The following is a 26,989-nucleotide window of genomic DNA, read 5'->3' on the forward strand; positions in this document are numbered from 1 at the left end:
GTCGAGTGGGCGGCTGCAGCGTCCGGTGCCAGCAGCTTGGTGAGCCGGGACAAGGGTCCACTCGAGCTTGCCGGCCTGAACGCCAACCCGGCGGCAAGGCCGGTGAGCGACGATCAAGCTGTTGTCAGCCGCTGGCTCTAAGGTCGGCTCTATGACATCAGACCTGGTCCAGGACTCATGGACTCGCATCGACGCGTGGCTGCGCGAGCACGCGCCCCGCACTTTTGCCACGCTTCGGTCGCCCGCAGGAGACGAGGAGATCGCAGCAGCGCAACAGGAACTGGGGGTCACCTTTCCTCCGGACCTGGTTGCTTCACTCCTCCGGCACAACGGGGCGCTGGAGGGACCTGAGGCTTTCCGGTTCAGCACGGGCGATCGGCTGCTCGGAGTGAGCGGAATCCTCGGGGACACCGGGTTCATGCGCGGCATCGACCAGGGCCTCGACGGGGAGACCGAGGGCTACTGGCTTCACGACTACGTGAAGTTCGGTTCTTACGACGTGACGTCGGACGGTCTTCTGATGGATTGCCGTACTGGGCGGGACTCCTTCGGCGCGATCGGGCGGTTCTTCGACGAGACCGGCACCAGTTTCGGAGAGGCCGACTCGCTGGGTGAGCATCTGGCCGAATTGGCCGGCAAGCTTGAGCGCGGCCAGGACGCTGGTGTCGTCACGTTCAACGGCCGGCTGTTCTGGGAGGGGCCTCTGCCTGCCAGGCCGCAGTGCAGTGCCGACGAGCCCCTTCCCGGACCGGATGAGCAGCTGCCGGAGCTGGACCTGTCCTACAGTCCCCCCGACCTCCTCCACGTGAGCCACCTGGACGGGCATGAGGAACTCGGTGCGCTGATCGCAGTCCTGCCGTATGAGCGGGTGGTCGACGCCGCGCGGAAGCAGCTGCGCAGACTGGCGGTCGAAACGGGCCTGAACAACTACCCGGAGGTCAAGGAAGCCCTGGACACTTGGGAGCGCGGTGTGGCGCCGCCACAGCCGGACCAGACCGGCCCGCTCGCCTTGCGACTCCGCTCGGTGCTCGCGCAGGCCGACACCGGACGAGACCGCACGCGCAGGTGGGCCGCGGAGCAGATAGCCCTCGGGATCTGGGGGTCCCCGTACAGGTCCGTGTGCGAGAGCGCGAACATGCGAAGTCACTTCACTCTCGACTGGCGTGCGGACCTGCATGCGGACCTGGGCCATCCGCCACTGCCACCGATACCTGACGACCGATTCTGGGGGGCGCTGCGCAACCCCGCCATCGACTCCAGTTGGTACGCGGCTCAGTACACCCAAGATCAGGACTGACCCCAGGGGTTTCGGTTCCGCGTGAGCGCTTCATGTGGCGGTTATCGCCAGACGAAGCGCTCAATCACAGTGAGCTTCTTCAGCGCTGCCGCTCCAGCGTGAGGATGGCCTTGACGATTGACGTCATGCGGTTGGGCTGCACCGGGACCTGCGGAAGATCCGCCAGGACTTCAGGCTCGCGACGCCGCGTTCAACGGGCGCTCGTGCTGCGGCCAGCGCCCGGTTGAGGGTCTTCTCGGTAGAAGTGAGTTCCTGGAGTGGCTTGCGTTTGATGCCGGTCGTCAGCCACGGTCCTGCGCCTTGGTAGGCGAGATCAGCCAGGATGGGAACGCCCTGGCGCTCGCAGATCCGGATGGTCCGGTGGGTGCGGGCGGCGGTCAGGTCGTGTGTGCGGCGCGGCAGGGCGGGCGAGAGCCACAGCGGCCGGCCGCAGAGGTCGGTGACGACCCGCACGTTCACGCCGTGGCGCCGGTGTTTGTGGGAGTAGTCGGCCCGGCCGTCGCCGACCCGGTCGCACTCGGCGAGGGTGCTGTCAAGCAGGATGGAGTCGGGATCGTGCTCGCGCAGCGTCTTGAGCAGACCCGGTGCTCGTTCGGCGAGCAGATCGACGACCGCGCGGGTGTAGGAGTGGGCGGTGGACTCGCTGATCCCGAACCCGGCGGCGATCTTCGCCAGAGTGGTGTGCTCTCGTAGGTACACCAGTGCCACCATCGCCCGCTGAGACGGACGGAGCTTGCAGCGCCGGTCGCCCTCACGGGTGACAACCAGCATGGTGACCCACTCCACGAGCGCATGCGGCAGGTCAAGTGCGGCAGGATGGATGACCAACGAGGCCCCCGAGCAACGTGATTGAGACGTCAGACATCTCGATCAACAGCTCGGGGGCCTCGTTCGTTGCGCTTCACGGCCCATCACCCGATCGGTGAGCAACTTGAAGAACTCAATCTTCGGGAACACCTCAGCGCTATCGCCCATGGCGACGACAGCTGGGGCGCGGTCGACGCCGTTCGGAAGATCATCGCGCCGTTCCGGCGGAGCGGCGGCTCTCGCGGCGGGCGTTGCTGAGAATACCGCCGAGGACGCCGAACTGGTCCTATCCGAACGAGGAATCGGCCGACGCCTTGGCCGCCTTCCTTACGGCCCTTCACCGTTCCGCTCCCGCCGGGGTGCCCACCGGCCGCGATCGCGGAAGGCCGCTGGGCGACCATGCCGAGCAGTTCGCCAAAGCAGCTCACGTCGGCCACCGAACGGGGCTGATCCCGAACCCGGACGCCGTGCGCGGCCTGGGAAGAGGCCGCCGCCACGCCCGACTGAACGGGCCCGACACTGTGGCTCGATGGCGACCTGCATCCGGCCAACGCCCTCACCGCGGACGGCACCTTCTGCGGCGTGATCGACTTCGGCGACGTCTGCGCGGGCGATCCGGCCTGCGACCTCGCCGCTCTTGGATACTGCTGCCGGACGGCGCCGCCGACCGCTTCTACGAGACCTACCAGCCGACTCCGGACACCGCGACGCTGCGTCACGCCCGCGAGTGGGCAGCGCTGTGCGCTCTCAACTGCATCCTCATCGGAGACGCCGGCGTCCACGGGCGCACCGGCGGCAAGCCCACCTGGCGCCCACCCGCCCACCTCGCGTTGCGACGCCTCACCACGACGACCTACCGCTGACTCTCGCGCGGATCCGCTCGGAGCGCCGTCTCGCGCCTAGTGACTGGTTATCGACAGTACGTTGCCAGCGGTTTGCTAACTCAATTTATTAATGAGTTAATGGCGGCCGCAGGGGGGAGGGACGGGGGCGCCCCCACCGCCGACGACACCGTTCCGGGGTGCTGGTGGCGCCGGAGGGCGGCCGTGCGCTATATCGTTAGTAATCGTTTACCGACACGGGGGACTGACATGCCGGCCAGAACGCCCGGGGCCACCGCGAGCGACGGAAAGGCGCGACCTACGGCCAACGACGTAGCGAAGGCCGCGGGCGTCTCGCGGTCGGCGGTGTCGTTCGCGTTCAACAGCCCCGAGAAGCTTTCGGCCGCGACCCGGGACCGCATCCTGGCCGCGGCCAAGGAACTGGGCTACGCCCCGAACACCCTGGCCCGCATGCTCAAGGCTGGCCAGACCCAGTCCCTGGGGGTGCTGTTGCCCCAGAACCTCGCTCGCGTCATGGAGAACCCGTACTACTCCCGGTTCCTCACCGGTGTGGGGCAGGTCTGCGACGAGCAGGGGTACACCCTGCTGCTCACTCCGCCACTGCGGGACAGCATGCTCAAGGCGATCCCGTACGCGGCGGTCGACGGCTTCATCGTGTGCGGCCTGGAGCACGACCGGGGCGAGGTGGCCGAGCTGCGCCGCCGCGGGATCCCCTTCGTGCTCGTCGACAGCAGCCCTCATGACGGCGTCTCCAGTGTGGACGTCGACGACGAGGGCGGCGCCTACGAAGCGGTGCGCCACGTCCTGGATCTCGGCCATCGCCGCATCACGCTGCTGTCGATCGATCCGGGTCCCGAGCGAGCCGAGCGCGGCTACCGGGGACCGCTCGCGCGCCGCATGGCCGGCGTGACCCGCGCCCTGGAGGACGTGGGGATGAGCCTGGCGGACATCGAGATCGTCGAAATTCCCGCCACACGCATGGACGGATTTCGGGCCACCAAGCAGTTCATGGCGTCCCGGCCCGCCACCGCGATCGTCGCCATGTCGGACATCCTCGCCTTCGGGGCGGTCGACGCTCTCCACGACCTGGGCCTGGACGTCCCTCGCGACGTGTCCGTCACGGGCTACGACGACCTTCCGGACGCGTCCTGGATGAGGCCCCGCCTGACCACCGTACGGCAGGCGATCACGACCAAGGGCCGTACGGCGGCGGACCTCTTGTGCTCGACGATCAGAGGAGAGGATCAGCACCCGCACCAACTGCTGGGCACCCACCTGATCGTGAGGGACTCCACGGCTCACCCCGCCGTCACCGACTGACCCCCTGCATCCCCCGCGGCCCGTCCGCCCGCGCCCCGTCCGCCGTCCCGGCGTAACGGGGCGCGCGTTTTCCCAGGTCAAGATCGTCTTTGCTCACCCGGACCGTCCCGTGGGACAGCGGGCAAACCAGCGACGCCCACGTTACACAAACGTTAACTAACTCCTGTTAATAACCTGCTAACGTCTGCGGCGTCAAAGGGCTCGCGGTGGGCTCACCGGCCACTCGGAGCTCTGTTCCGAACGGCCGGGGAGCCCACCGCGGCCCGGCCTCCTTTCCCGCCGGTATGTGAGGGAGGTGCTTGATCGCCTGCTGCCGCCGGTCCCGTCCCGCTCCGGCGGCAGCGTCCGGGCCGCCCTTCCGGTCAGACTTTTCCTCCGAGGAGTTCCTCATGCGCCGTGGTCTTGCGGCAGCCGTCGTCACAGCGGCTCTCACCCTCTCCGCGACTGCCTGCTCCAGCGGCAGCTCCGGCTCCGACAGCTCCGGCCCGGTGACGATCACCTGGTGGGACACCTCGGACGCCACGAACGAAGCCGGAACCTTCAAGGCCCTGGTCAAGGACTTCGAGAAGGCCAATCCCGGCATCAAGGTCAAGTACGTCAACGTGCCCTTCGGTGACGCGCAGACCAAGTTCCAGACCGCGGCGGGCAGCAAGGGCGCCCCGGACGTGCTGCGCGCCGATGTCGGGTGGACGCCCGGCTTCGCCCAGGCGGGCTTCCTGGCCCCGCTCGACGGCACGCCCGCGGCCTCGGAGAGCGCGAAGTTCAAGCCGAACCTGATCGAGCAGGCGAAGTACGACGGCAAGCTCTACGGCGTCCCGCAGGTCACCGACACGCTCGCGCTGATGTACAACAAGGCCCTGTTCGAGAAGGCGGGCATCACCGAGGCGCCGACCACTTGGGACGAGCTCAAGGCGGACATGGCGAAGGTGAAGAAGGAGACCGGTGTCGACGGCTTCGCCTTCAACCCGCAGGCGTACTACGCCATGCCGTTCCTGTATGGCGAGGGCACTGACATGGTCGACACGGAGAAGAAGCGGATCACGCTGAACTCGCCGGCCGCCGTCAAGGGCATAGACACCCTCACCTCGGTTCTCGCCGCCCCGGGCCTGCGCGAGCTCGACACCACCAGCAACGCGTACGCCAACATCATGGACGCGTTCAACAGCGGCAAGGTCGCCTCGATCATCCAGGGTCCCTGGGAGAACGCGAACGTCTTCAAGGGCTCCGCGTTCAAGGGCAGGAACAACCTCGGCATCGCCGCCCTGCCCGCCGGCAGCGCCGGCCAGGGCGCACCGCTGGGCGGTCACAACCTCGTCGCCTACGCCGGTTCGGACGCCGCGCACCAGGAGGCGTCGCAGAAGTTCATCGCCTTCATGACCTCCGCGGACGCGCAGCAGAAGGTCGCGCTGGCCAATGGCACCCTGCCAACCCGGGACGACGCCTACACCGCTGAGGTGACCGCGAACCCCGGCATCGCCGGCTACGCGAAGCTCCTGGGCGCCGGGAAGCCGCGCCAGCCGCTGGCCGAGTACTCCTCGCTCTACACGCCGTTCGAGACGCAGCTGATCAAGATCGTCTCGAAGCAGGAGAGCACCGAGGCCGGGCTGGACAAGGCCGCCGCCGAGGCGAAGAAGCTCCTGCCGGAGTTCAGCACCCCGTAAGGCCACCGAGGGCTGCCCCCTGCCGCGCCAGGGGGTGGCCCGCTCCGCTGACGCTCCTTCCCGTCCTTGTCCCATGAGGTGCCGAGATGACCACCGTCGTCGAGGGCAAGCCTGCCCGCCAGAGTCACCACGACCGGGGCTCCGGCCGCGGTCCGATGCGACGCATCAAGAACTCCTACGACCAGTACTGGTACGCCTGGGCCATGTGCGTGCCCGTCGTCCTGGTCCTGGGCGCTGTCGTCGCCTACCCCCTGATCCAGGGGATCTACCTGACGTTCACGGACGCCACCAGCCAGAACGTCGGACGCACCATCGGCGTCAACACGATCCCGGACACCTTCTCCTGGGTCGGGCTGAAGAACTACACCGAGATCCTCACCGGTCCCAACAACCAGTTCTGGCCCCACTTCACGTGGACCGTCGTGTGGACCATCGCCTGCGTCACCCTCACCTACGGCATCGGGCTCGGCTTCGCCGTGGCCATCAACCGGGAGATCAAGGCCCGCGGCTTCTACCGGATGCTGCTGATCCTGCCCTGGGCCGTGCCGACCTTCGTGACGATCTTCGCGTGGCGACTGATTCTCGCCGACGACGGTGTCGTCAACCAAGTCCTGCTCGCCATCGGGCTGGACGGACCGTCGTGGCTCAGCGACCCCTTCGCGCAGAAGGCCGCCGCGATCGCCGTGAACATCTGGTGCGGGGTGCCGTTCATGATGGTCTCCATGCTCGGCGGACTGCAGTCCATCCCCCGCGAACTCTACGAGGCGGCCGAGATGGACGGCGCCACGCCTTGGCAGCGCTTCGTCAACGTCACCCTGCCCGGTCTGCGCCCCGTGAGCAGCACCGTCATCCTGCTCGGTGTGATCTGGACCTTCAACCAGTTCAATGTGATCTTCCTGCTCTTCGGCGGCAACAGCGACAGCGTCCAGATCCTTGTGACCTACGCCTACCGGCTCTTCTTCGGCCAGCAGCCCCAGGACTACGCCCGCTCCGCGACCGTCGGGATCCTGTGCCTGTCGCTGCTGGTGGTCTTCACGAGCGTCTACCGCCGCTGGCTCAAGCGCAACAACGAGGGGGTCCTCGCATGACCACCACGACCACCCCGCCGACCGGACGCCTTGCGGCCGAGAACGACCCCCGCCGCCTGCGCAGCAGCCGCCGGCGCTCGGCCTCCGTCTCCCTGCACGCGCTGCTCGCGGCCGGCTCCTTCATCGCCGTCTTCCCGGTCCTGTGGATCTTCTACATCTCCCTCGGCCCGGACAAGAACGACTACCAGCACCCCTCCCGCATCCTGGGCAACGCGACGCTGGACAACTACACCCACGTCATCCAGAACACCGGCTTCGGCACGTGGATGCTCAACAGCCTCATCGTCGCCTTCGGCACCATGCTCATCGGTGTCCTCATCGCGGCCAGCGCCGCCTACGCCGTCTCCCGGATGAAGTTCCTCGGCCGCGGCTCGCTGATGTACACGTTCCTGCTCACCCAGATGTTCCCGGTCGCCGTCCTCATGGTCCCCCTCTACAAGATCATGGGCAGCCTGGGCCTCCTGGACACCTACGGCGGTCTGGTCCTGATCTACTGCTCGACCGCGGTGCCCTACTGTGCCTGGCTCCTCAAGGGCTACTTCGACACCATCCCCGCCGAGATCGACGAGGCCGGCCGCATCGACGGGCTCTCCCCGTTCGGTACCTTCTGGCGGCTGGTCCTCCCCCTGGCCCGGCCCGGCCTCTCGGTCGCCGCCTTCTACACCTTCATCACCGCCTGGGGCGAGGTCGCCTTCGCCTCGAAGTTCATGCTCACCGAGGAGCGGTACACCCTCGCGGTCGGCCTGCAGACCTACGTGAGCCAGTTCAACTCCCAGTGGAACTACCTGGCCGCCACCTCGGTCCTGATCGCCGTACCCGCCGGCGCGGTGTTCTACGTCGCGCAAAAGCACCTCGTGGCCGGCCTGACGGCCGGCGGCACCAAGGGCTGAGCCCCGGCCCCAGGCGCAACGCGCCCTCATATTGACCCCGTTCACGCCGGCGTGCCGCTCCGCCGCGCCCTGACGTGAGGACTCGTATTCATGTCCCAGTTGCTCGCTGCTGCCCACCCGCCCGCCTCGTCGCGTCCCGCCACGGACTGGTGGCGGGAGGCGGTGATCTATCAGGTCTACCCCCGCAGCTTCGCCGACGCCGACGGAGACGGCATGGGCGATCTGCCCGGCATCACCAGCCGCCTGCCCTATCTGCGCGACCTCGGCGTGGACGCCGTGTGGCTGTCGCCGTTCTACGCCTCCCCCCAGGCCGACGCCGGCTACGACGTTGCCGACTACCGCGTGGTCGACCCGATGTTCGGCACCCTCGACGATGCCGTCGTCCTCATCGGCGCAGCACACCGCCTGGGCCTCAGGATCCTCGTCGACCTGGTCCCCAACCACTGCTCCGACCAGCATGCCTGGTTCCAGCAAGCCCTGCGTGAGGGCCCGGCCTCCCGCATACGTGAGCGGTTCCACTTCCGCGACGGAAAGGGCAAGCACGGGGAACTGCCGCCCAACGACTGGGAGTCCGTCTTCGGCGGACCGGCCTGGACGCGCACGAAGAACCCCGACGGCACCCCGGGTCAGTGGTATCTGCACCTGTTCGCGCCCCAGCAGCCCGACTTCAACTGGAAACACCTTGCGGTCCGCGACGAGTTCCGCTCCATCCTGCGGTTCTGGCTCGACCTCGGCGTCGACGGCTTCCGCATCGACGTCGCGCACGGCCTGGTCAAGGCCGACGGCCTGCCCGATCTCGGCGACCACGAGCGGCTGAAGCTCCTGGGCAACGACGCCGGCCCCTGCTTCGACCAGGACGGCGTCCACGAGATCTACCGCGACTGGCACACCATCTTCGCGGAGTACGACGGCGAGCGGATCGGCGTCGCCGAGGCATGGGCCCCGACCCTGGAGCGGACCGCGAACTACGTCCGCCCCGACGAACTGCACCAGGCGTTCAACTTCCAGTACCTCGCCACCGCCTGGCAGGCGCAACCGCTGCGGGACGTCATCGAGGGCACCCTGCGCGCGATGCGGCCGGTCGGCGCCCCGGCCACCTGGGTCCTGTCCAACCACGACGTCACCCGGCACGCCACCCGCTTCGCCAACCCGCCGGGCCTGGGCACCCAGATCCGCGAGGCCGGAGACCGCGAGCTCGGCCTGCGCCGCGCGCGGGCGGCGACCCTCCTCATGCTCGCCCTTCCCGGGTCGGCCTACATCTACCAGGGCGAGGAACTGGGCCTTCCCGACGTCACCGACCTGCCCGACGAAGTCCGCCAAGACCCCGCCTACTTCCGCGGCGCGGGCCAGGACGGCTTCCGTGACGGCTGCCGTGTCCCGATCCCCTGGTCCGGCACCCGCGCCCCCTACGGCTTCAACAGCGTCGAGGACGGCCCGAGCTGGCTTCCCCAGCCCGACACATGGGCGGCCCTCAGCGTGGAGGCCCAGACCGGCGACCCCGACTCCACCCTGGAGATGTACCGCAGCGCGCTCGCCCTGCGCCGCGACCACCCCGCTCTCGGCGGCGCCGACAACCTGCGCCGGCTTCCGAGCCCCGACGGTGTCCTCGTCTTCGAGCGCACCACCGATGACGGCCCGGCGTTCCTCTGCACGGTCAACGTCACCGACGCCCCCGTCACCCTCCCCACCCCCGGTCGGCTCCTCATGGCCAGCGACCGCGTCACGGCCGGTGACACCCACACCGTGCAGCCGGCGGACACCACTGCCTGGTGGACGACCGCCTGACCCTCCCTGTACCTGCTGACGGCCCCCTCCAGGGCCGTCAGCAGGCAAGCCACAACCTCCCCCGCGACACAACGAGGTGCCCATGACATCCCGTTCCACCTCCGCGCGCGGCCGTGGCCGCCTGACGAGGAGGTCAGCCGCCCTGGCCCTCAGCCTCGTCGCCGGCACCGCCGCGATCCCGGCCATCGCCGCCGACGACGCCGAGGCTTCCCAGCCCACCACGGTCGCCGTCGCCTCCGACTTCGACCACCAGCTCGGCTGCGCCGGAGACTGGGCGCCCGACTGCGACCAGGCCCAGATGCGGCTCCGCCCCGACGGCACCTGGGCGCTGACCGCACGCCTGGCCGCCGGCACGTACAACTACAAGGCAGCCCTCGACCGGAGCTGGGCCGTCAACTACGGCCTGAACGCGACGCCCGGAGGCGCGAACATCCCGCTGACCGTGCCCGCCGGAGGCGCCGAGGTCACCTTCGTCTACGACCCGGTCACCCACTGGATCACCGACACCCTCAGCACCACGCTGGTCACCGCGCTCGGCACCTTCCAAAGCGAGCTGGGCTGTGCGACGGACGGCGCCGCCGACTGCCTGGCGTCCTGGCTGACCGATCCCGACGGCGACGGCATCGCCACCTTCACCACCACCAAGCTCCCGGCCGGCACCCACACCGTGCAGCCCGGCCTCGGCCTGCCCGCCCAGCCCACCGGTGACAAGACCACGTTCACCGTGGCTGCCGACGGGGCGGAGACCACCTTCGCCTACAGCACCGCCTCCAAGACGCTGAGCTTCTATCCGGGCAAACCGAAGCCGAGCCTGGCTCCCCGTTCCGGTCACTGGCTCGCCCCGGACCTGATCGCCTGGGACGTCGAGGACAGCCCCGCCGGCACCACCTACCAGCTGGCGACCGCCCCCGACGGCGGCCTCGCGGCCGGAGGGACCGGCATCACCGGCGGCACCAGCATCCCCCTCCGGTACGACCCGGAGGGCCTTCCGAAGTCCGTGAAGGCCACGTACCCGCACCTGGCGAAGCTCGGCGCGCTGCGCGTCCCCGCCGCCTGGGCCGCCAAGGCCCGCGAACTCGTCAAGGGCCAGAGCGCCGTCGCGGCCATCGGCCCCGACGGGCAGCTCATCAATGCCACCGGGCTGCAGACCGCCGGCGTCCTCGACGCCCTGTACGCGGCCGAGGCCGGCAAGGCCACCCTCGGCCCCGTCTTCCGCGACAAACGCCCGACCCTCTCCCTGTGGGCGCCGACCGCCCAGTCCGTCGGCATCGAGCTGTACGACAGCCCCTCCTCCGCCAAGGCCCGGGTCCTGCCGCTGACGCTCGACCGCAGCACCGGCGTGTGGTCGGTGCACGGTGAGAAGGACTGGAAGGGCCTCTACTACCACTACCAGGTCGAGGTGTGGTCGCCCGCGGCGCAGAAGACCGTCACCAACATCGTCACCGACCCGTACTCGCTGTCGCTGTCGGCGAACTCGCAGCGCAGCCAGATCGTCGACCTCGAGGACCGTGCCACGGCACCCAAGGGCTGGGACGAGACACGGCCTCCGAAGGCGCTTCCCCTGGAGAAGCAGCAGATCCAGGAAGTCCACATCCGCGACTTCTCCTCCGCCGACACGAGCGTGCCCGCCGACAAGCGCGGCACCTACCTGGCCTTCGCCGAGCCCGGCTCGCGCGGCATGAAGCACCTGAAGGACCTCAAGGCCGCCGGCGTCGCCACCGTCCAACTCCTGCCCGCCTTCGACTTCGCCGGCACCCCCGAGCTCCGCGCCGACCAGGCCGCCCCGTCCTGCGACATGGACGCCATGGCCCCCGACTCGCCCGAGCAGCAGGCGTGCGTCGCCTCCACCCAGGCCCGCGACGCCTACAACTGGGGCTACAACCCCTTCCACTTCACCGCCCCCGAGGGCGCCTACGCCACCGCGCCTGACGGCACCGACCGCATCGTCGAGTTCCGCCGGATGGTGAAGGCCCTCCACGACGCCGGCCTCAGCGTCGTCATGGACGTCGTCTACAACCACACCGCCGCCGCCGGACAGGACCCCGCCTCCGTCCTCGACAAGATCGTTCCCGGCTACTACCAGCGCCTGGACGACACCGGCACCGTCACCCGCGACAGCTGCTGCGCCGACACCGCCCCCGAGAACGCGATGATGAACAAGCTCGTCGTCGACTCCGTCACCACCTGGGCCAAGCACTACCGCATCGACGGCTTCCGCTTCGACCTCATGGGCCTGGACCCCAAGCAGACCATGCTCGACGTCAAGTCGTCCCTGGCCAAGCTGACCCCCGGCCGCGACGGCATCGACGGCAAGGCCAGCCTCCTGTACGGCGAGGGCTGGAACTACGGAATCGTCGCGGGCGACGCCCGCTTCGTCCAGGCCACCCAGAAGAACATGGCCGGCACCGGCATCGGCACCTTCAACGACCGGCTCCGTGACGGCGCCCGCGGCGGCGGCATCTCCGACGCCGACCCCCGTGGGCAGGGCTTCGCCAGCGGCCTGTTCACCGCCCCCAACGGGGCCGAGGTCAACGGCACCCCCGAGCAGCAGAAGACCCGCCTGCTCCACGACATGGATCTGGTCAAGACCGGCCTGGCGGGCAACCTCGCCGACTACGCCTTCACCACCAGCGACGGCACCCGCCGCACCGGCGCCCAGATCGACTACAACGGCCAGCCGGCCGGCTACACCGCCTCACCTGGTGAAGCCGTCAACTACGTCGAGGCCCACGACAACCTCGCCCTGTTCGACGCCCTCGCCTACAAGCTTGCGCCCAGCACCACCCCGGCGGCCCGAGCCCGCCTCCAGGCCCTCGCACTCGCCACGAGCACCCTCTCCCAGAGCCCGTCCATGGCCCAGGGCGGCACCGACCTGCTCCGCTCGAAGTCCCTGGACCACAACTCCTACGACAGCGGCGACTGGTTCAACGCCATCCAGTGGGACTGCCGCGCCGGCAACGGCTTCGGCCGCGGCCTGCCGCTCGCCGAGTCCAACAGTGGCCAATGGCCGCTCGCCAGGCCGCTGCTGGCCGACCCGACGCTGCGCCCCGGCTGCACCGAGATCAGTGACACCACCGCCCAGTTCCAGCAGTACCTGAGGATCAAGCAGTCCACGCCGCTGTTCTCCCTCGGCACCGCCGAGGCCGTCAGCAAGCGCCTGACCTTCCCGCTGTCGGGGACCAAGACGGAGAAGCTGGGCGTCATCGCCCAGCACATCGACGGCCGCGGCCTCGACACCTACCGGTCCGTCACCGTCGTCTACAACGCCACACCCACCGCTCAGACCCAGACTGTCGAGAACCTCGCCGGCACCCGGCAGGTTCTGCACCCCGTCCAGAGCGGCGGCAGCGACGCCGTCGTCAAGACGGCGTCCTTCGACCGGGCGACGGGCACGTTCACCGTCCCCGCCCACACCGTCGCCGTCTTCATCGAGAAGTAACACCCCCAGCACCAAGACAGCCCGGTCGGGCAGCGCGCAGGCGCTGCCCGACCGGGCCGCCCGTACTTCCGCCGCCTCCCGGGCGGGCCCCGGCACCCACCCGGCACCACGAGACGGCCTGGAAGCGGCGTGTTTCCGTAACGGTCCACAAGGGTCCTGCTCGATCCATTGACGACCTCAACTATCCACGTTACTAAGTTGAGTTACACATGGATTAGCACTCGATCGCGTTCCTCGACGGCATGCTGTCCGTGCCAGCAGTCGGAGTCCTGCCGCAGAGCCGCGCCGCTGGTCGGGACACCAGCGCCGCCTTCCCTCACCACCCGCACCGCGGCATCCCGCCGCCCGGACGGGTGATCCACATCCCGAGGAGGCACCCCCTTGCACGGCACCACGACGCGCCGCCCCCGGCGCCCCAGAGCACGAGCCGCGTCCGCGGCCCTCGCCGCGATCGCCATGGGACTGGCGCTCGTGCCCGCCCTGTCCACAGCCGCCCAGGCCGAGACACCCACGACCGCCGTCTCCGTCCCCGGCACGTTCAACAGCGAGATCGGCTGCGCCGGCGACTGGGCTCCCAGCTGCGCCAAGGCCCAGCTCACCGCCCGCACCGACGGCTCCCGAGCCTGGTCGAAGACCCTCACCCTGCCGGGCGGCTCCCACGCCTACAAGGCGGCCCTCAACAACAGCTGGGCCGACAACTACGGCGCCCACGCCCAGTACCACGGCGCCGACATCCCTCTCCAGGTGCCCGCCGGCGGCAAGAACGTCACCTTCGTCTACGATCCGGTCACCCACTGGATCGCCGACGACATCAACAACAAGATCGTCACCGCTGCGGGCTCCTTCCAGTCCGAGCTGGGCTGCGCGGCCGACTGGGCCCCCGACTGCCTGACCTCCTGGCTCAAGGACATCGACGGCGACGGCACCTACACCTGGTCCACCACCGCCATCCCGGCCGGCACCTGGAAGGTCAAGGCCGCCATCGGCCAGTCCTGGGCCGAGAGCTACGGCCAGGGCGGCAGCCCCACGGGCGCCGACATCAGCTTCACCGTCCCCGCCAACGGCGCCACCACCGACTTCTCCTACAACAGCACCACCCACGTCCTGAGCGTGCGCACGCAGGAGCCGCCCGGCCCCGCCCTCGGCGGCACACTCGGCGCCCTGTACACGCCCACCCAGACGACCTTCCGGATCTGGTCACCCGACAACTCCCAGGTGAGCGTCACCGTCGGCGGACAGACGCACACCCTCCGGCCCGCCGACGTCAGCGGCTACACGGACGTCTACCAGGCCGTCGTCCCCGGCGACCTCAAGAACCAGCCCTACCAGTTCCGCGTCGGCAACAACGCGGTCCGCGACCCGTACGCCCGTATGGTCAAGCCCGGCACAACCGAGGGCATCGTCGTGGACGCCGAGGCCGTCCAGCCCACCGGTGGCTGGGCCCCCAGGCCCGCCCTCACCAAGCGGGAGGACGCCGTCGTCTACGAGCTGAGCGTCCGCAACTTCACGATCGACCCCAGCTCCGGAGTCGACAGCGCCAAGCGCGGCAAGTTCCTCGGCCTCACCCAGACCGGCACCACGCACAACGGCGTCAGGACCGGCATCGACCACCTCAAGGAACTCGGCGTCACGCACGTGCAGCTGATGCCGGCCTTCGACTTCCACAGCACCGTGCCCAACTGGGGCTACGACCCGCTCAACTACAGCGTCCCCGAGGAACAGTTCTCCCAGTTCACCGCGCCCGAGGACCGGATCCGTGAGTTCAAGAACATGGTCAACGAGTTCCACAAGAACGGCATCCGCGTCCTCATGGACGTCGTCTACAACCACACCGCCAACAAGGACGTCTTCCAGAACATCACCGGCAAGTACTACACCCCGACCGACCTGTCGGCCACCGGCAACTCCATCGACGACGGCAACCCGATGGTCAGCCGCGTGATCCGCGACTCCCTCGAGTACTGGGTCAAGAACTACAACATCGACGGCTTCCGCTTCGACCTCCTGGGCATCCACCACGCCAAGAACGTCGACGCCTGGGCCAAGCACCTCAACGCCGCCTTCCCCGACCGCATCCTGCAGATCCACGGCGAGCCCTGGAGCGGCGGAGTCAGCGACCCCCAGGAAGCCGTCAAGGTCCGCTACGGCACCGCCCCCACCCTCGCCGACGGCCACGTCGGAGTCTTCAACGGCGCCTACCGCGACGCCATCAAGGGCGGCACCCGCGACCGCGTCCTCGGCTACATGGGCGGCTCCTCCTCCAACACCTCCGCCATCGCCCTCGGCATGCGCGGCTCCCCACTGGCCACCAAGAGCACCAGCGCCCTGTCCAACCCCTGGGACCCGGCCTTCGCCTACGACCCGGAGCAGACCCTCAACTACGTCTCCGCCCACGACGACCTCAACCTCTGGGACAAGATCACCTACTCCGGAGTGCCAGGCGGCCCCGCCGGGCGCGCCGGACAGATGAACCGCTTCGCCGCCGGCATCGTCCTCACCTCCCAGGGCATCCCCTTCTTCTACGAAGGCGACGAGTTCCTCCACTCCAAGGTCGTCAACGGCGACTACGAAACCGCGAAGAACTCCTACGAGGCCGGCGACCACGTCAACGCCCTCCAGTGGGGCGAGAAGGCCCAGAACGCCGCCGCCTTCCGCTACTACAAGGACGCCATCGCGCTCCGCAAGAACAGCCCCGCGCTGCGCCTGAGCACCTGGGACGCGGTGAAGGCTCAGATGTCCACCACCACCGACGGATCCGTCGTCACCTCGGCGATCAGCTCCAACGCCGCCGCGCCCACCAGCCACGACACCGTGGTCGTCTACAACCCGACGAACAGCCCCTACAACGTGACTCTGCCCGCGGGCACCTGGAAGAAGGTCCTCGACACCAACGGGGCCGCTGACTTCACCAGCACCACCGCCGACGGACTCGCCGTCACCGTCTTCAAGAAGTCATGACCGCCACCTGACGCCGTGTGCCGCCGCCCCGGAACGGCGGCACACAGCCGTGCTCCCTCAACCGGCCCGCGCCGGCGCGTCCGTCAGGGCAGGGTCCACTTCTGGTTGGCTCCGGTGTGGCAGGTCCACAGGTGGACCGCGGTGCCGTCGACTTCTGCGCGCTGCTCCGGTTGCAGGTCCAGAGCTGCACCTTCGTACCGTCGGCTGTCTGAGCGCCGTCGACTTCCAGGCACTTGCCGTTGACCCCCTTCACCGCACCGGAGCGGGGGCCGGTTCCTGGCCGCCGCCCTGCTTGACGCGGATGTTGCGGCAGGACACGTCGTCGCCGTCGCCGTGGTTCTGGATGCCGATGTGGCCCTGGCGCAGGCTGCGGGCCGGGTCGGTGTTGGTGTAGTCGTTGATCTTCCGGCCGTTGAGGAAGATTTCCAGCCGTTCGCCGGTGACGCGGAGTTCGTAGGTGTTCCACTCGCCCGGCGGATTGAGCGCGGCGTCGCGGGCGGCGATGTCGGCGGACTGGAAGCCGTAGACGGCCCCGGTGGTGCGGTCCGGCCGAGTCGGTGGCGTCGATCTGGATCTCGTAGCCGTTGTTCACCGCCGACCAGGGGTCGTCGGAGGCCGGGAAGCCGATGAAGACCCCGGAGTTGTCGTCCCCGGCGGCCTTCCAGTCGAGCTTGACGGAGTAGTCGCCGGTGAACTCCTGGGCGGAGTACCAGAGCATGCCCAGTCCCCCTGCGAGGTGAGGGCGCCGTCCGCCAGGGTGAACCCGCCGGGGCCGGCCTGCTTCCAGCCGGTGGTGGACGAGCCGTCGAAGAGGGGGGTGTAGCCGGTCTCCGGACGGCAGTCGGCCTCGGTCGTCCCGGCGGCCCAGCGGATGCCGCCGAGGAGGTGCCGCCGGAAGGCGGGCTCGGCGTACGACTCGGGCACGTACCGGAACTGGTCGCACGCGAGCCGCAGTTGTCGGACGCGGGCGTACAACTGATCACCGCGCTCCTGGACAACGGCCCGGACAGTCACGGGATGCACGGGCTGCTGTCCTCGGCCGGCACGCTGGTGACCGGCGCCGACGCCCGCTCTGTCATGCGGGTCTTCGAGATCGACGCGACGCCCACGTACCACCTGATCGGCCCGGACGGCACAGTCACCGCCCACTCCGCGAACCTGGCCGGCATACCGCTCCCGCTTCCGACGAACTGAGCCCCGGTGCACACCGACACCTCCGCCGTACCCCCGCTCCCGATCCGGGTGGAAGAACCGGCCTCCTCTCCACCCCGCGCGCCGGGGGTACTGGCCGGTGCGCGCCTCCTGCGCCGTGCCTGCCTGCTGTACCTGCGCGCGGCACCGGCTCAGGCCCTGCTCCGGCTCGTCATCGGTCTGCTGTCCGGAGCCGCGCCGGTGGTCTCGGCCTGGGCCGCGAAGTCGATCCTGGACGGGCTCAGCGGCCGAGGGGGGCCGCCGTTGTGGATGTCCGTCACCGTACTGGCCGCAGCCGGCGGCATGATCGCCGTCGCTGGTGAGGTCGCACAGTACGCGGAACGGGAAGCCGACCGCAGGGTCACCCTGCACACGCGGGCCGAACTGTTCGCGGCGGTCAGTCGTGGCGAAGGGCTCGCCGAGCTGGAGGACCCGGCGCATCGGGACCACCTGCATCTCGCACAGCAGGCCGGTCAGACCAGCCCACAGCTGGTGACCGGAACCGTGCTGGCCGTCCTCCAGAGTCTGCTCACGGTCGGCGGGTTCGTCACCGTCCTCTACGGGTTCTCCCCGCTCATCGCCGCTCTCGTACTGTCGGCCACGGCGCCGGCTCTCTACGCGCAGTTCAGGCTGGGCCGTCGCCGCAGCGAGGTGGCCGAGCTCACCACTCCTGAAGCACAAGCCGGCGAACGCGACGTCGACCGAACAGCCCTGCGGGTCGAGAGCGCCCTCGCCCTCGCCTCCGGTCTGCTCGCGGCCACGGCGCTGGCCACCGCCGTACATCTCATCGACACCGGACGAGGAGGCGTCGGCGATCTCGCCGTCGTGACAGCCGCCCTCGCCATCGTCCAGTCCACCATCACCTCCCTGGCCGGCCTGCTGGGCTCGGTACATCAGGCCCTGCTGCTCTTCCGCCACTACTGGGAACTCGTCCAGCCGCCCGCACGGCGCGCGGAGTCTCTTCCCGACGTGTCACCACTGCGCCAGGGAGTCGTCCTCCGTGATGTCTGGTTCCGCTATCACCCCACCCACGAGTGGGTACTGCGGGGGGGGACCTCACCATCCGGCGAGGGGAGACAGTGGCTCTGGTCGGAGTCAACGGCGCGGGCAAGTCCACCCTCGTCACGCTCGTGTGCGGCCTCTACCAGCCCACCCGCGGCACCGTCACCTGGGACGGCACCAGCCTGGACGCCCTCGCTCTCGCATCGCTCCGCCGCCGTATCGGAGTCGTGTTCCAGGACTTCATGGCCTACGACATGTCGGCCGCCGACAACATCGCCGTCGGCGACCTCAACGCCTTCGGCGACCTGCCCCGTCTGCGCATGGCCGCCGACCGAGCAGGAATCGACGCCGCCCTCGCCGCCCTCCCCCACGGATACGAAACGTGGCTCAGCCGCACGCACCTGCCCAAAACCGCCACCGAACCGGGCGGCCCGACCACCTGGCGCCGAGGTCGTCCCGCACCGGCCGACCGGTCTTCCGTGCCGGATCAGACCGGCGTCCTGCTCTCCGGGGGCCAGTGGCAACGCATCGCGATCGCCCGCGCCCTGGTCCGCGACGACGTCGACCTGATGATTCTCGACGAACCGTCATCGGGCCTCGATCCCCTGGCGGAACGCGAGATCCACGTCGGCCTGCGGGAACACCGGGGCGGACGCAGCAGTCTGCTCATCTCTCACCGCCTGAACACCGTCCGGGACGCAGACCGCATTCTCGTCCTGCGAGACGGCCAGGTCATCGAGGAAGGCGATCACGAAACCCTCATGAAGCTGCACGGAGACTACGCGGCGATGTTCCTCGCCCAGGCCGACGGCTACCAACTGCGCCACGGACAGCCGACCGGGACGGCGGAACAGTAGGCACGCTCGTGAGTAACGAGACCCCGCCACTCATTCGGCCAGGGGAGCCCAGGCCAGGGCGCGCCGACAACCGAGGCGGATGTCCTCCACGTGAGGCGCGATGTCCTCAGGACCTTCCCCGAGGAAGCCTTCTCGCACCGCGGTGAGTCCGGGGCCCAGACGCAGATGTAGACCCCAGGTGAGAAGGACGGTGGCGAACCCGACAGCTGCGTGGCCGCGCAGGTCGACGCCCGCCACCTCGCTCAGCGCGGTGGCGTACGCGGCCAGCAGTTCCCTCTCGTCGAGGTACCCGACGCCCCCGAAGGCCCTGTAGAGCGAAGCGAAAGTTCCGAGGTCGTATCCGACCGGTCCCACGCCCACGTGCTCCCAGTCGATCAGGGTCATCGTCCCGTCGTCGGCAACGCCCGCGTTGCGGGGGTGGAAGTCGCCATGCACGAGAGTGCTGGGGAGACGGCGGGCCAAGGCGGTGACAGCGTCCGCCCGGTCCAGAAGACGGTGCAGGGCGTCCACCTCGGCGCCTGGAAAGAGATGGCGCAGCCGCTCGTCCCCGGCCAGCGCGTCGAGATTGGCATGCCCGGCCGGCACATGGTGCGCGTACGCGTTGCCGCCGTCGCGCTCCAACCATTCGGTATCCAGGCAGGCGGCACCGGCTCCAGGAACGTACAGCGAGGCCATCAGCCGGGCAGCTGTCAGGGCGGATGTGGGCACCCATGGCCGCAGCAACACCTCACTGGCGTCTCGCATCACGATCCACACGGCCTCGTCATGCCGCACCACGGCGGTGTCCGCGGGCAGAGCCAGGCCGGACGGCAGCCGGCCAGGCAGGTCACCGTCCAGGAACAGCGCCTCCCGGTGCCCCAGGGAGGCGTCCCGCGCATCAAGCCCCGAACGGTGTCCCCACCAGGGCATTTTAACGATCCAGTTCTCGGGTTCCGCTCCGATGCCGACCTCGACGGTGACTCCGAGCACGGCGGCCTGGCCCAACCCGGGCGACAGATCCCGCACCGCGATCACCTGGGGCTTCCCGGCGGCACCGGGCCTGGAGGCGAGGACTTCCGCGAGCGTCGCAGCGCTCGGAAACCGCCTGTCAGCCATCCTCTTCTCCTTTGCTTCCGGCCGTGGCGGAGTGGGCCGCTTCAGCGCTGCGCCGTGTGCATCCTCGCGTACGGGCCGCCTCGGTCGATGAGTTCGTCATGGGTTCCCACTTCCGCAATACGGCCGCGGTCCATGACGACGATGCGGTCGGCGTCCTGGATCGTGGAGAGGCGGTGGGCGACCACGAAGACGGTCCGGCCCCGCACCAGACGGCTCAGCGCCTGCTGGATCAGCGCTTCCGAGGGGTTGTCGAGGGCCGAGGTGGCTTCGTCGAGGACGAGCACGCGGGGATCGCGGATGAGAGCCCGGGCGATGGCCAGGCGTTGCTTCTGACCGCCGGACAGCCGGGCGCCGCGCTCCCCCACGACGGTGTTGACGCCGTGCGGGAGGCTGTCGACGAACTCCAGCGCGTTGGCGTCCTGGAGGGCCTGTCGAACAGCCTCCTTGCCGATGTCGCGCAGACCGTACGTGACGTTCTCCTCGATCGTGCCCTCGAAGAGGATCGACTCCTGGGGTACGACGGAGACGAAGCGGCGGTAGCTCCGCAGGTCGAGCCGGGCCATGTCGGTGCCGTCGAGGAGGATGCGGCCGCCGGTGGGACGGATGAAGCCGATCAGCAGGTTGAGGACGGTGGACTTGCCCGCTCCCGACGCCCCGACGAGAGCGACGGTCTCCCCACGACGCGCGGACAGGGTCACCCGGTCGACGGCGACCTGTCGGTCTGCCGCGCCGGGTTCCCCGTAGGCGAAGCTCACGTTCTCGAAGTCGATGCGCCCCTCGACGGAGGAGATCTGCTCCTTGCCGGTGTTCCGCTCCAGGTCGGGCTCCTGAAGCACTTCGCCGATCGAGCGCACCGACTCCAGTCCCTTGCTGAGGACCGGGGCGAGGCTGAGCAGCGTGGTGACGGAACCCGTCAGGATGGTGAAGAAGCCGCTCAGCATGACGACGTCGCCGGCCGTGACGGGCAGCCAGCCGTGGTACGCCACCAGCGCCGAACCCGTCAGGCACAGCAGACCGAGTGTGTTCAGCACGATCCACGCCAGCGAGCCGAAGCGGCCGTTGAGCAGGTCGAGCCGGATGCCCTCCGAGCGGACCTCGTCCAGCGTGGCGTTCACGCGACCGAGGGCCGCGTGCTCCAGGCCGTGGGCCCGGGTGATGGGGATGAGCGAGGTCACCTCCCCCACCCTGGAGGACAACTGCTCAACGCGGCGCCGGAAGAGTTCGTTCTGGTCCCGGAGCCGGCCCCGAAGCCTCATCACGAGCAGCCCCGCCGCCGGGACGACGATCAGGAAGACGGGCAGGAAGGACGGGACGCGCAGCCCGATCACGACCAGGCCCCCGACGAGGGTGACGACGGCCGCGAGGCCGAGATCGGCGCACTGCATGAGCATCTGCTCGACCGCTTCGGCGTCCCGGATTACCTTCGCCTGAAGGACACTCGCACTGGTCCGCGAGTGGTAGCCGATCGACAGCTACTGCATACGGGCGCACAGCGCCGAGCGCAGCATCGTGCCAAGGCCGCGCACGATGGTTCCCATACAGCGCACGTAGACCAGGTGCAGGGGGAAGTTGAGCAGGAGGATCGTCAGCAGAACCGCGGTGGCGGTCCACAGCTCGGACACGGGTCGGTGTTCCACCACCACGTCGAGGATCACGGCCGTGATGAGAGGCAGCAGCCAGATGGGGCTGTGCTTGGCGACGAAGGTCACGACGGCCACTGTCAGCCTCGGGAGTTCGGGGCGCAGGAGCCGGCCGAGGGTGCGTACGGGGTTCTTCCCGCCGTAGACGTGGTCGGCGGGCAGGGAGGCCGCCCGTGAGGTGGGCTGTTTCTGTCGCATGGGTGCCATCTCTGCTCTGCCGGAAAACGGGGTGCGGGGCGGCGCGCCGGTCCGTGGACCGGTCGCGCCGCCCGTACTCCTTACGTCTGCCGTGGTCGCGTCACCAGGTGGACGGTGCCGGTGGCGCGACGACGGGCGGGCGGTCCTCGCAGGTGATGGTGCTCGGCAGCAGCCAGGGCGCGAGCCAGCCGCCGTCGTTGCCGCCGAGGTCGGTCAGGGCGAACTCCGAGCCTGTACCGGGGAAGTTGAAGGAGCCGCAGTTGTTGACGCCGACGGCGCCGACGTTGCGGGCGTCGACGTTCTCGAAGGTGGCGGAACCCTTCACCCGGGCGCTGACGACGGAGTTCCCGGTGCCGTCGACGCGGACGTCCTTGAAGTGGACGGCCGGGATATCAACCTTGTCCTTCACCCCGTAGTCGCTGACCAGCATGATCGCGTTGTAGGTGGAGTCGAGGTAGTGGTCGCCGGTGACGCGGACGTCGGCGTCGATGCTCTTGTCCAGGGCGTAGAACCAGATCGCGCCCAGGCCGATCCGCCAGTTGAGGTCGAGGGTGCCGGCCCGGACAGTGGTGTTGTCGGTGAAGCGGAGGGCGCCGGTGAAGGGCTCGGCTCCGAACCGGGAACCGGCGTGCAGACCGCTGCCCTCGCGTACCGGGTCGGCGACGAGGTTGCCGCTGACGGTGTTGTCCTCGCCGCCGTAGATCGCGATGCCGTTGGCGAGGGTCGGGGACTGGACGGTGTTGCGGGAGAAGGTGTTGCGGGCGTCGGTGGTCGTGTCCGACCACATGGCCAGGCCGTCGTCGCCGGTGTTGCGGACGAAGTTGTTGTGAACCAGGGAGTCGGTGACGCCGGTGTGGAAGTTGAGGGCGTCGGCGATCTGGTCGGTGATCACGTTGTCCGTGACCCGCACGTTCGCCATCGGACCGTCGAACCACAGGCCGACCTTGGTGTGGTGCAGGTACAGGCCGTCGATCGTGGAGTCGCTCATGGCCCCGCCGATCGCGTTGACCTGGTCGCTGTCGATCCGCTCGCGGACGTCACCCTCGATGGCGAAGCCGCGCAGGTGCACGTTCCGGCTGCCGCCCTCGGCCGCGCTCCTGCCGTACAGGCCGACGCCGGTGTGCCGGGAGCCGTCGGGGGCGGGCTCGGCCAGGGTGACCTGGCGGCCCTTGAGGACGGTGTGCCAGTTGCCCGCGCCGACGATCGTCACGTCGTCCACCACGATGTGGCGGTTGACCTGGAACGTGCCCGGGGGCATGTAGACGTTCCGGCCGACGCGCTGGGCGAAGGCGATGGCCCGCTCGATGGCGGGGGCCGCGTCACGCCGGCCGGTGGGGTCGGCGCCGAAGGCCAGGACGTTCACGCCGCCGCGCTCCACGTGCGGCGGGGCGACCAGCTCGATGTCGAGGAGGTCGATCACCGTCCAGGCCGCGGGGCTGTTCGCGGGGATGGTGAGCCGGACCCGGTCCCCGGCCCGGTAGGTGCGGCCGAGGTGGAGCCGCTGCTCGTCGTAGAAGTGGGTGGGCCGGAACGGCTTGGTGATCTCCGGCGCCGGGGTGGTGGCCGCGGGGACGCAGGCGCACTCGGTGATCCACCAGTCGGGGTGGAGGAGGTCGGCGCGCGGGTCGTTGGTGAAGGGGTACTGGTTGTAGAGCCAGGAGTACTGGGAGGTCAGCGTCATCGTCTCGCGGTGGCGTCCGTCGACGCTGACGTCGAGCGGAGCGGTGATGCCGCCGCCCTCGGGCGCGTCGGGAACGCTGTAGCGGACGGTGAGGGCGTTGGCGGGCCGCGGCAGGACGAACTCGACGTGCTGCCCTGCGGTCAGCCGTACGGCGGAGCGTCCTGACGCCTCGGAGGGAAGCGTGTAGGGCGTCCGGTCCGGTCCGATGACCGTGCCGTCGGTGACGGCGTTCTCCGCCTCCTGCTCGTCGAAAGCGACGGTGGCGCCGCGGCCTGTGACGAGCTCGGGGGCGAGGGCCGCCCTGGTGACCACCGGACCAACGGCGCCGGCCTGCTTGTGGTCTGCAGTGCCCGCCGTCGCGACGCCGTCGAGGCCGACACTCAGGCTCAGTGCGAGGGCGGCGGTCGTGAGCACGGCTCTTCGGCCGCTACGGGCGCCGCGTCCGGATCGGCTCGCATGCATATCGGGCTCACTTCCGTCAGAGGTGATGCGGACATCGCCCGAGCGTGCGGCCCGGGCCGTGGGAGCAGCAGGCCCGGTGTGCTGACTCCTCGCGAGGGGCCAGCACACCGGGCATCCCGCCGTGCGCGGCGTGGTCAGGTATGCCGTCGGACGGCGAGCACTCCGTCGAGTGGCGGCGTGGTCAGGTACGCAGCCAGACGGCGGTGTCCGGGGGGAGGACGCCGTCCGCCGGCAGCTCGTCGCTGGCGAGCAGGACATCGGTGTGCGTCGGAAGGGGTACGGAGTGGCCGGCAAGGTTGACGACGCAGAGGAGGTTCTCCGCGCGGGCGAAACTCAGCACACCCTCGGGCGACGGCAGCCATCCCATGGGTCCGTCTCCGAGTCCGGCCTCCGTGCGGCGCAGCTCCAGGGCGGTGCGGTAGAGGCTGAGCATGGAGCCGGGGTCGGCCGCCTGCCGGTCGACGGCGTAGCGGGCCCAGTCGGCGGGCTGCGGCAGCCACGGCTCCGTACCGCCGAAGCCGTACGCCGGGGCGTCGGCCTCCCACGGGAGGGGAACGCGGCAGCCGTCACGGCCGGGATCGACGCCTTCGGAGCGGAAGTGCATGGGGTCCTGGATGCGGTCCCGGGGAATGTCCGCCTCGGGCAGCCCCAGTTCCTCGCCCTGGTACAGGTAGACGGAGCCGGGCAGGGCGAGGGTGAGGAGGGCGGCGGCGCGGGCGCGGCGGGTGCCGAGTGCCAGATCGGTGGGGGTACCGAAGCGCTTCTTGGCGAAGTCGAAGCCGGTGTCCTCGCGGCCGTAGCGGGTCACGGTGCGGGTGACGTCGTGGTTGCAGAGTACCCAGGTGGCGGGGGCATTGACGGGGGCGTGTTCGGCGAGGGTGGCGTCGATGACGGAACGCAGCCGGTCCGGGTCCCAGGGGCAGACGAGGAAGTTGAAGTTGAAGGCGGTGTGGAGTTCGTCGGGGCGGAGGTAGCGGGCGAAGCGTTCGGCGTCGGGGAGCCAGACCTCGCCGACGAAGACGCCGCCGTACTCGTCGGCGATCGCGCGCCAGGAGCGGTAGATGTCGTGGATCTCGTCCTGGTCGATGTACGGGTGCGGGTCGACGCCCTCGACGAAGTCGGGGAGGCTGGGGTCCTTGGTGAGCAGGGCCGCGGAGTCGATCCGTACGCCGGCGACGCCTCGTTCGAACCAGAAGCGCAGGATGTCCTCGTGTTCCCGGCGGACGTCGGGGTGGGACCAGTTGAGGTCGGGCTGTTCGGGGGTGAAGAGGTGGAGGTACCACTCGCCGTCCGGGACGCGGGTCCAGGTGTTCCCGGCGAACTGGGACGGCCAGTCGTTGGGCGGGAGTTCGCCGTTCTCGCCCCGGCCGGGCCGGAAGTGGAAGCGGGCCCGCTCGGGGCTGCCGGGGCCGGCCTCCAGCGCCTCGCGGAACCACTGGTGCTGGTCGGAGACGTGGTTGGGGACGATGTCGACGATGGCCCGGATGCCCATCTCACGGGCCTCGACGATGAGCTTCTCGGCCTCGGCGAGGGTGCCGAAGGCGGGGTCGATGGTGCGGTAGTCGGCGACGTCGTAGCCGCCGTCGACCAGCGGGGAGGCGTACCAGGGGGTGAACCAGAGGGCGTCGATGCCGAGTTCGGCGAGGTAGGGCAGTCTCGCCCGGACGCCCGCGAGGTCCCCGGTGCCGTCGCCGTCACCGTCGGCGAAGCTGCGTGGGTACACCTGGTAGATGGCGGCACTGCGCCACCAGTCGTCGGTGCGGGGGGTGTCAGGGGCTGCCACGGGACGGTCCTTTCGGGCAGGTCGGGGTTCTTCGTCGCCGGCCCGGTGCGGCGGGGCACGGGAAGGCGGGCCGGCGACGAAGTTCTGGGGTGCGGAAGGGAGGAGGAGGGAACCCGGTCAGCCCTTGAGTCCGCCGGCGGTGAGGCCGCTCATGATGTTGCGCTGGAAGATCAGAAAGATCAGCAGCGTCGGTACGGAGGCGATCGTGAGCGCGGCGATGAGGACGTTCACCGGGACTCCGTTGGAGAGGGAGTAGATCCCCACGTTGAGGGTCTGCTTCGTCGGGTCGGGGAGGGTGAGCATCGGCCAGAGGAAGTCCTTCCAGACGCCGACGACCGCGAAGATCGACACGACGCCGAGGATGGGCCGGGAGATCGGGAGCACGATCGACCACAGGATCCGCAGGGGTGATGCTCCGTCCATGGAGGCGGCGTCGAGGAGCTCCTTGGGGATGGAGTCGAAGAACCGCTTCAGCAAGAAGATGTTGAAGGCGTTGGTGACGGCCGGCAGCCAGATCGCCCACGGCGTGTTGAGGAGGTTGCGCTCGATGACGGGTACGTCGAGCACGGTGAGGTACTGGGGCACCACGAGGACGGTCGCCGGGATCATCAGCGTGGCCAGCATCATGCCGAGGATCGCCTTGCCGAAGACGGGCCGCAGCTTCGAGAGCGAGTACGCGGCCGCCACGTCGAGGACGAGCTGGAAGGCGAGCGCCCCGAAGGCGTAGTAGAGGGTGTTGAAGAGGAGTGTGGCGAGGTCCATGACCTCCCAGGCCCGCGTGTAGTTCTCCGGCTCGAACGATTCGGGCACCAGGGTCGGCGGTGTCGCGATGACTTCCTGGGCGTCCTTGAAGCCGCTGGACACGAGCCAGTAGAGGGGGCCGAGGAAGGCCAGGGTGAACAGAAGGATGACCGCGGCGAAGACGGTCCAGTAGAGGGCCTTGCCGCGAGGCCTGGCGAGGACGGCCGGCGAGATGAGTGTGCGTGTGGACAT

14 protein-coding genes and 4 pseudogenes are annotated in these 26,989 nt (G+C 69.4%); 11 read left to right on the forward strand and 7 right to left on the reverse strand.

Features of this window, described 5'->3' with window-relative positions:
* Positions 1–151 precede the first annotated feature (151 nt).
* Positions 152–1,297 (forward strand): SMI1/KNR4 family protein, encoded by a 1,146-nt coding sequence (locus tag BKD26_RS25200; RefSeq protein WP_084902339.1) that lies wholly within the window; start codon positions 152–154, stop codon positions 1,295–1,297.
* A 79-nt stretch (positions 1,298–1,376) separates the two neighbouring features.
* On the opposite strand, the pseudogene BKD26_RS25205 reads toward BKD26_RS25200, so the two are convergent.
* A pseudogene (locus BKD26_RS25205) lies at positions 1,377–2,125 on the reverse strand (transposase family protein).
* Positions 2,126–2,403: 278 nt separating this feature from the next.
* Between BKD26_RS25205 and BKD26_RS25210 the strand changes: the two are divergent.
* From BKD26_RS25210 to BKD26_RS25245, 8 genes and pseudogenes are all read left to right on the forward strand, one after another.
* Positions 2,404–2,967 (forward strand): annotated as a pseudogene (locus tag BKD26_RS25210) (phosphotransferase); the annotation flags it as partial.
* 228 nt (positions 2,968–3,195) lie between these two features.
* Complete coding sequence (locus tag BKD26_RS25215) at positions 3,196–4,266, forward strand: LacI family DNA-binding transcriptional regulator (protein ID WP_084902342.1); 1,071 nt, start codon at positions 3,196–3,198, stop codon at positions 4,264–4,266.
* 389 nt (positions 4,267–4,655) lie between these two features.
* Positions 4,656–5,927, forward strand: coding sequence for an extracellular solute-binding protein (locus BKD26_RS25220; protein ID WP_084902344.1), 1,272 nt, complete (start codon positions 4,656–4,658; stop codon positions 5,925–5,927).
* 155 nt (positions 5,928–6,082) lie between these two features.
* Complete coding sequence (locus BKD26_RS25225; protein WP_241518823.1) at positions 6,083–7,015, forward strand: sugar ABC transporter permease; 933 nt, start codon at positions 6,083–6,085, stop codon at positions 7,013–7,015.
* Positions 7,012–7,905, forward strand: coding sequence for a sugar ABC transporter permease (locus tag BKD26_RS25230; protein WP_084902349.1), 894 nt, complete (start codon positions 7,012–7,014; stop codon positions 7,903–7,905). Before BKD26_RS25225 ends, BKD26_RS25230 begins: the two co-directional genes overlap by 4 nt.
* Before the next feature lie 90 nt (positions 7,906–7,995).
* On the forward strand, positions 7,996–9,690 hold the full coding sequence (locus BKD26_RS25235) for a glycoside hydrolase family 13 protein (protein ID WP_084902352.1): 1,695 nt from the start codon (positions 7,996–7,998) through the stop codon (positions 9,688–9,690).
* A gap of 82 nt (positions 9,691–9,772) precedes the next feature.
* Positions 9,773–13,129, forward strand: coding sequence for a pullulanase-type alpha-1,6-glucosidase (gene pulA, locus BKD26_RS25240; RefSeq protein ID WP_084902355.1), 3,357 nt, complete (start codon positions 9,773–9,775; stop codon positions 13,127–13,129).
* 381 nt (positions 13,130–13,510) lie between these two features.
* Positions 13,511–16,087, forward strand: a complete 2,577-nt coding sequence (locus tag BKD26_RS25245) for an alpha-amylase family glycosyl hydrolase (protein ID WP_143662710.1) — start codon at positions 13,511–13,513, stop codon at positions 16,085–16,087.
* 83 nt (positions 16,088–16,170) lie between these two features.
* Here BKD26_RS25245 and BKD26_RS25250 read toward each other — a convergent pair.
* A pseudogene (locus BKD26_RS25250) lies at positions 16,171–17,005 on the reverse strand (family 16 glycoside hydrolase); the annotation flags it as partial.
* Between BKD26_RS25250 and BKD26_RS40485 the strand changes: the two are divergent.
* Both BKD26_RS40485 and BKD26_RS25255 read left to right on the forward strand, forming a co-directional pair.
* Positions 16,973–17,281: a hypothetical protein gene (locus BKD26_RS40485; RefSeq protein ID WP_179166680.1), complete on the forward strand. Its 309-nt coding sequence runs from the start codon at positions 16,973–16,975 to the stop codon at positions 17,279–17,281. The pseudogene BKD26_RS25250 and the gene BKD26_RS40485 overlap by 33 nt on opposite strands.
* Before the next feature lie 1,031 nt (positions 17,282–18,312).
* The gene (locus BKD26_RS25255; RefSeq protein WP_277622413.1) at positions 18,313–19,137 is read left to right on the forward strand and encodes an ABC transporter ATP-binding protein; all 825 of its coding nucleotides are present in this window, start codon (positions 18,313–18,315) and stop codon (positions 19,135–19,137) included.
* Between the two features lie 30 nt (positions 19,138–19,167).
* Here BKD26_RS25255 and BKD26_RS25260 read toward each other — a convergent pair whose 3' ends face one another.
* From BKD26_RS25260 to BKD26_RS25280, 5 genes and pseudogenes are all read right to left on the reverse strand, one after another.
* Complete coding sequence (locus BKD26_RS25260) at positions 19,168–20,232, reverse strand: aminoglycoside phosphotransferase family protein (protein ID WP_084902363.1); 1,065 nt, start codon at positions 20,230–20,232, stop codon at positions 19,168–19,170.
* A gap of 41 nt (positions 20,233–20,273) precedes the next feature.
* Positions 20,274–22,079 (reverse strand): annotated as a pseudogene (locus BKD26_RS25265) (ABC transporter ATP-binding protein).
* Between the two features lie 91 nt (positions 22,080–22,170).
* Entirely contained in the window at positions 22,171–24,213 is a 2,043-nt protein-coding gene (locus BKD26_RS25270) for a glycosyl hydrolase family 28-related protein (protein ID WP_084902366.1), read from the reverse strand.
* A 181-nt stretch (positions 24,214–24,394) separates the two neighbouring features.
* Positions 24,395–25,996, reverse strand: a complete 1,602-nt coding sequence (locus BKD26_RS25275; RefSeq protein WP_084902369.1) for an alpha-amylase family glycosyl hydrolase — start codon at positions 25,994–25,996, stop codon at positions 24,395–24,397.
* A 117-nt stretch (positions 25,997–26,113) separates the two neighbouring features.
* The gene (locus BKD26_RS25280) at positions 26,114–26,989 is read right to left on the reverse strand and encodes a carbohydrate ABC transporter permease (protein WP_084902371.1); all 876 of its coding nucleotides are present in this window, start codon (positions 26,987–26,989) and stop codon (positions 26,114–26,116) included.

The sequence above is a fragment of the Streptomyces sp. CB03238 genome (assembly GCF_002099185.1).
Classification (GTDB): Bacteria; Actinomycetota; Actinomycetes; order Streptomycetales; family Streptomycetaceae; genus Streptomyces.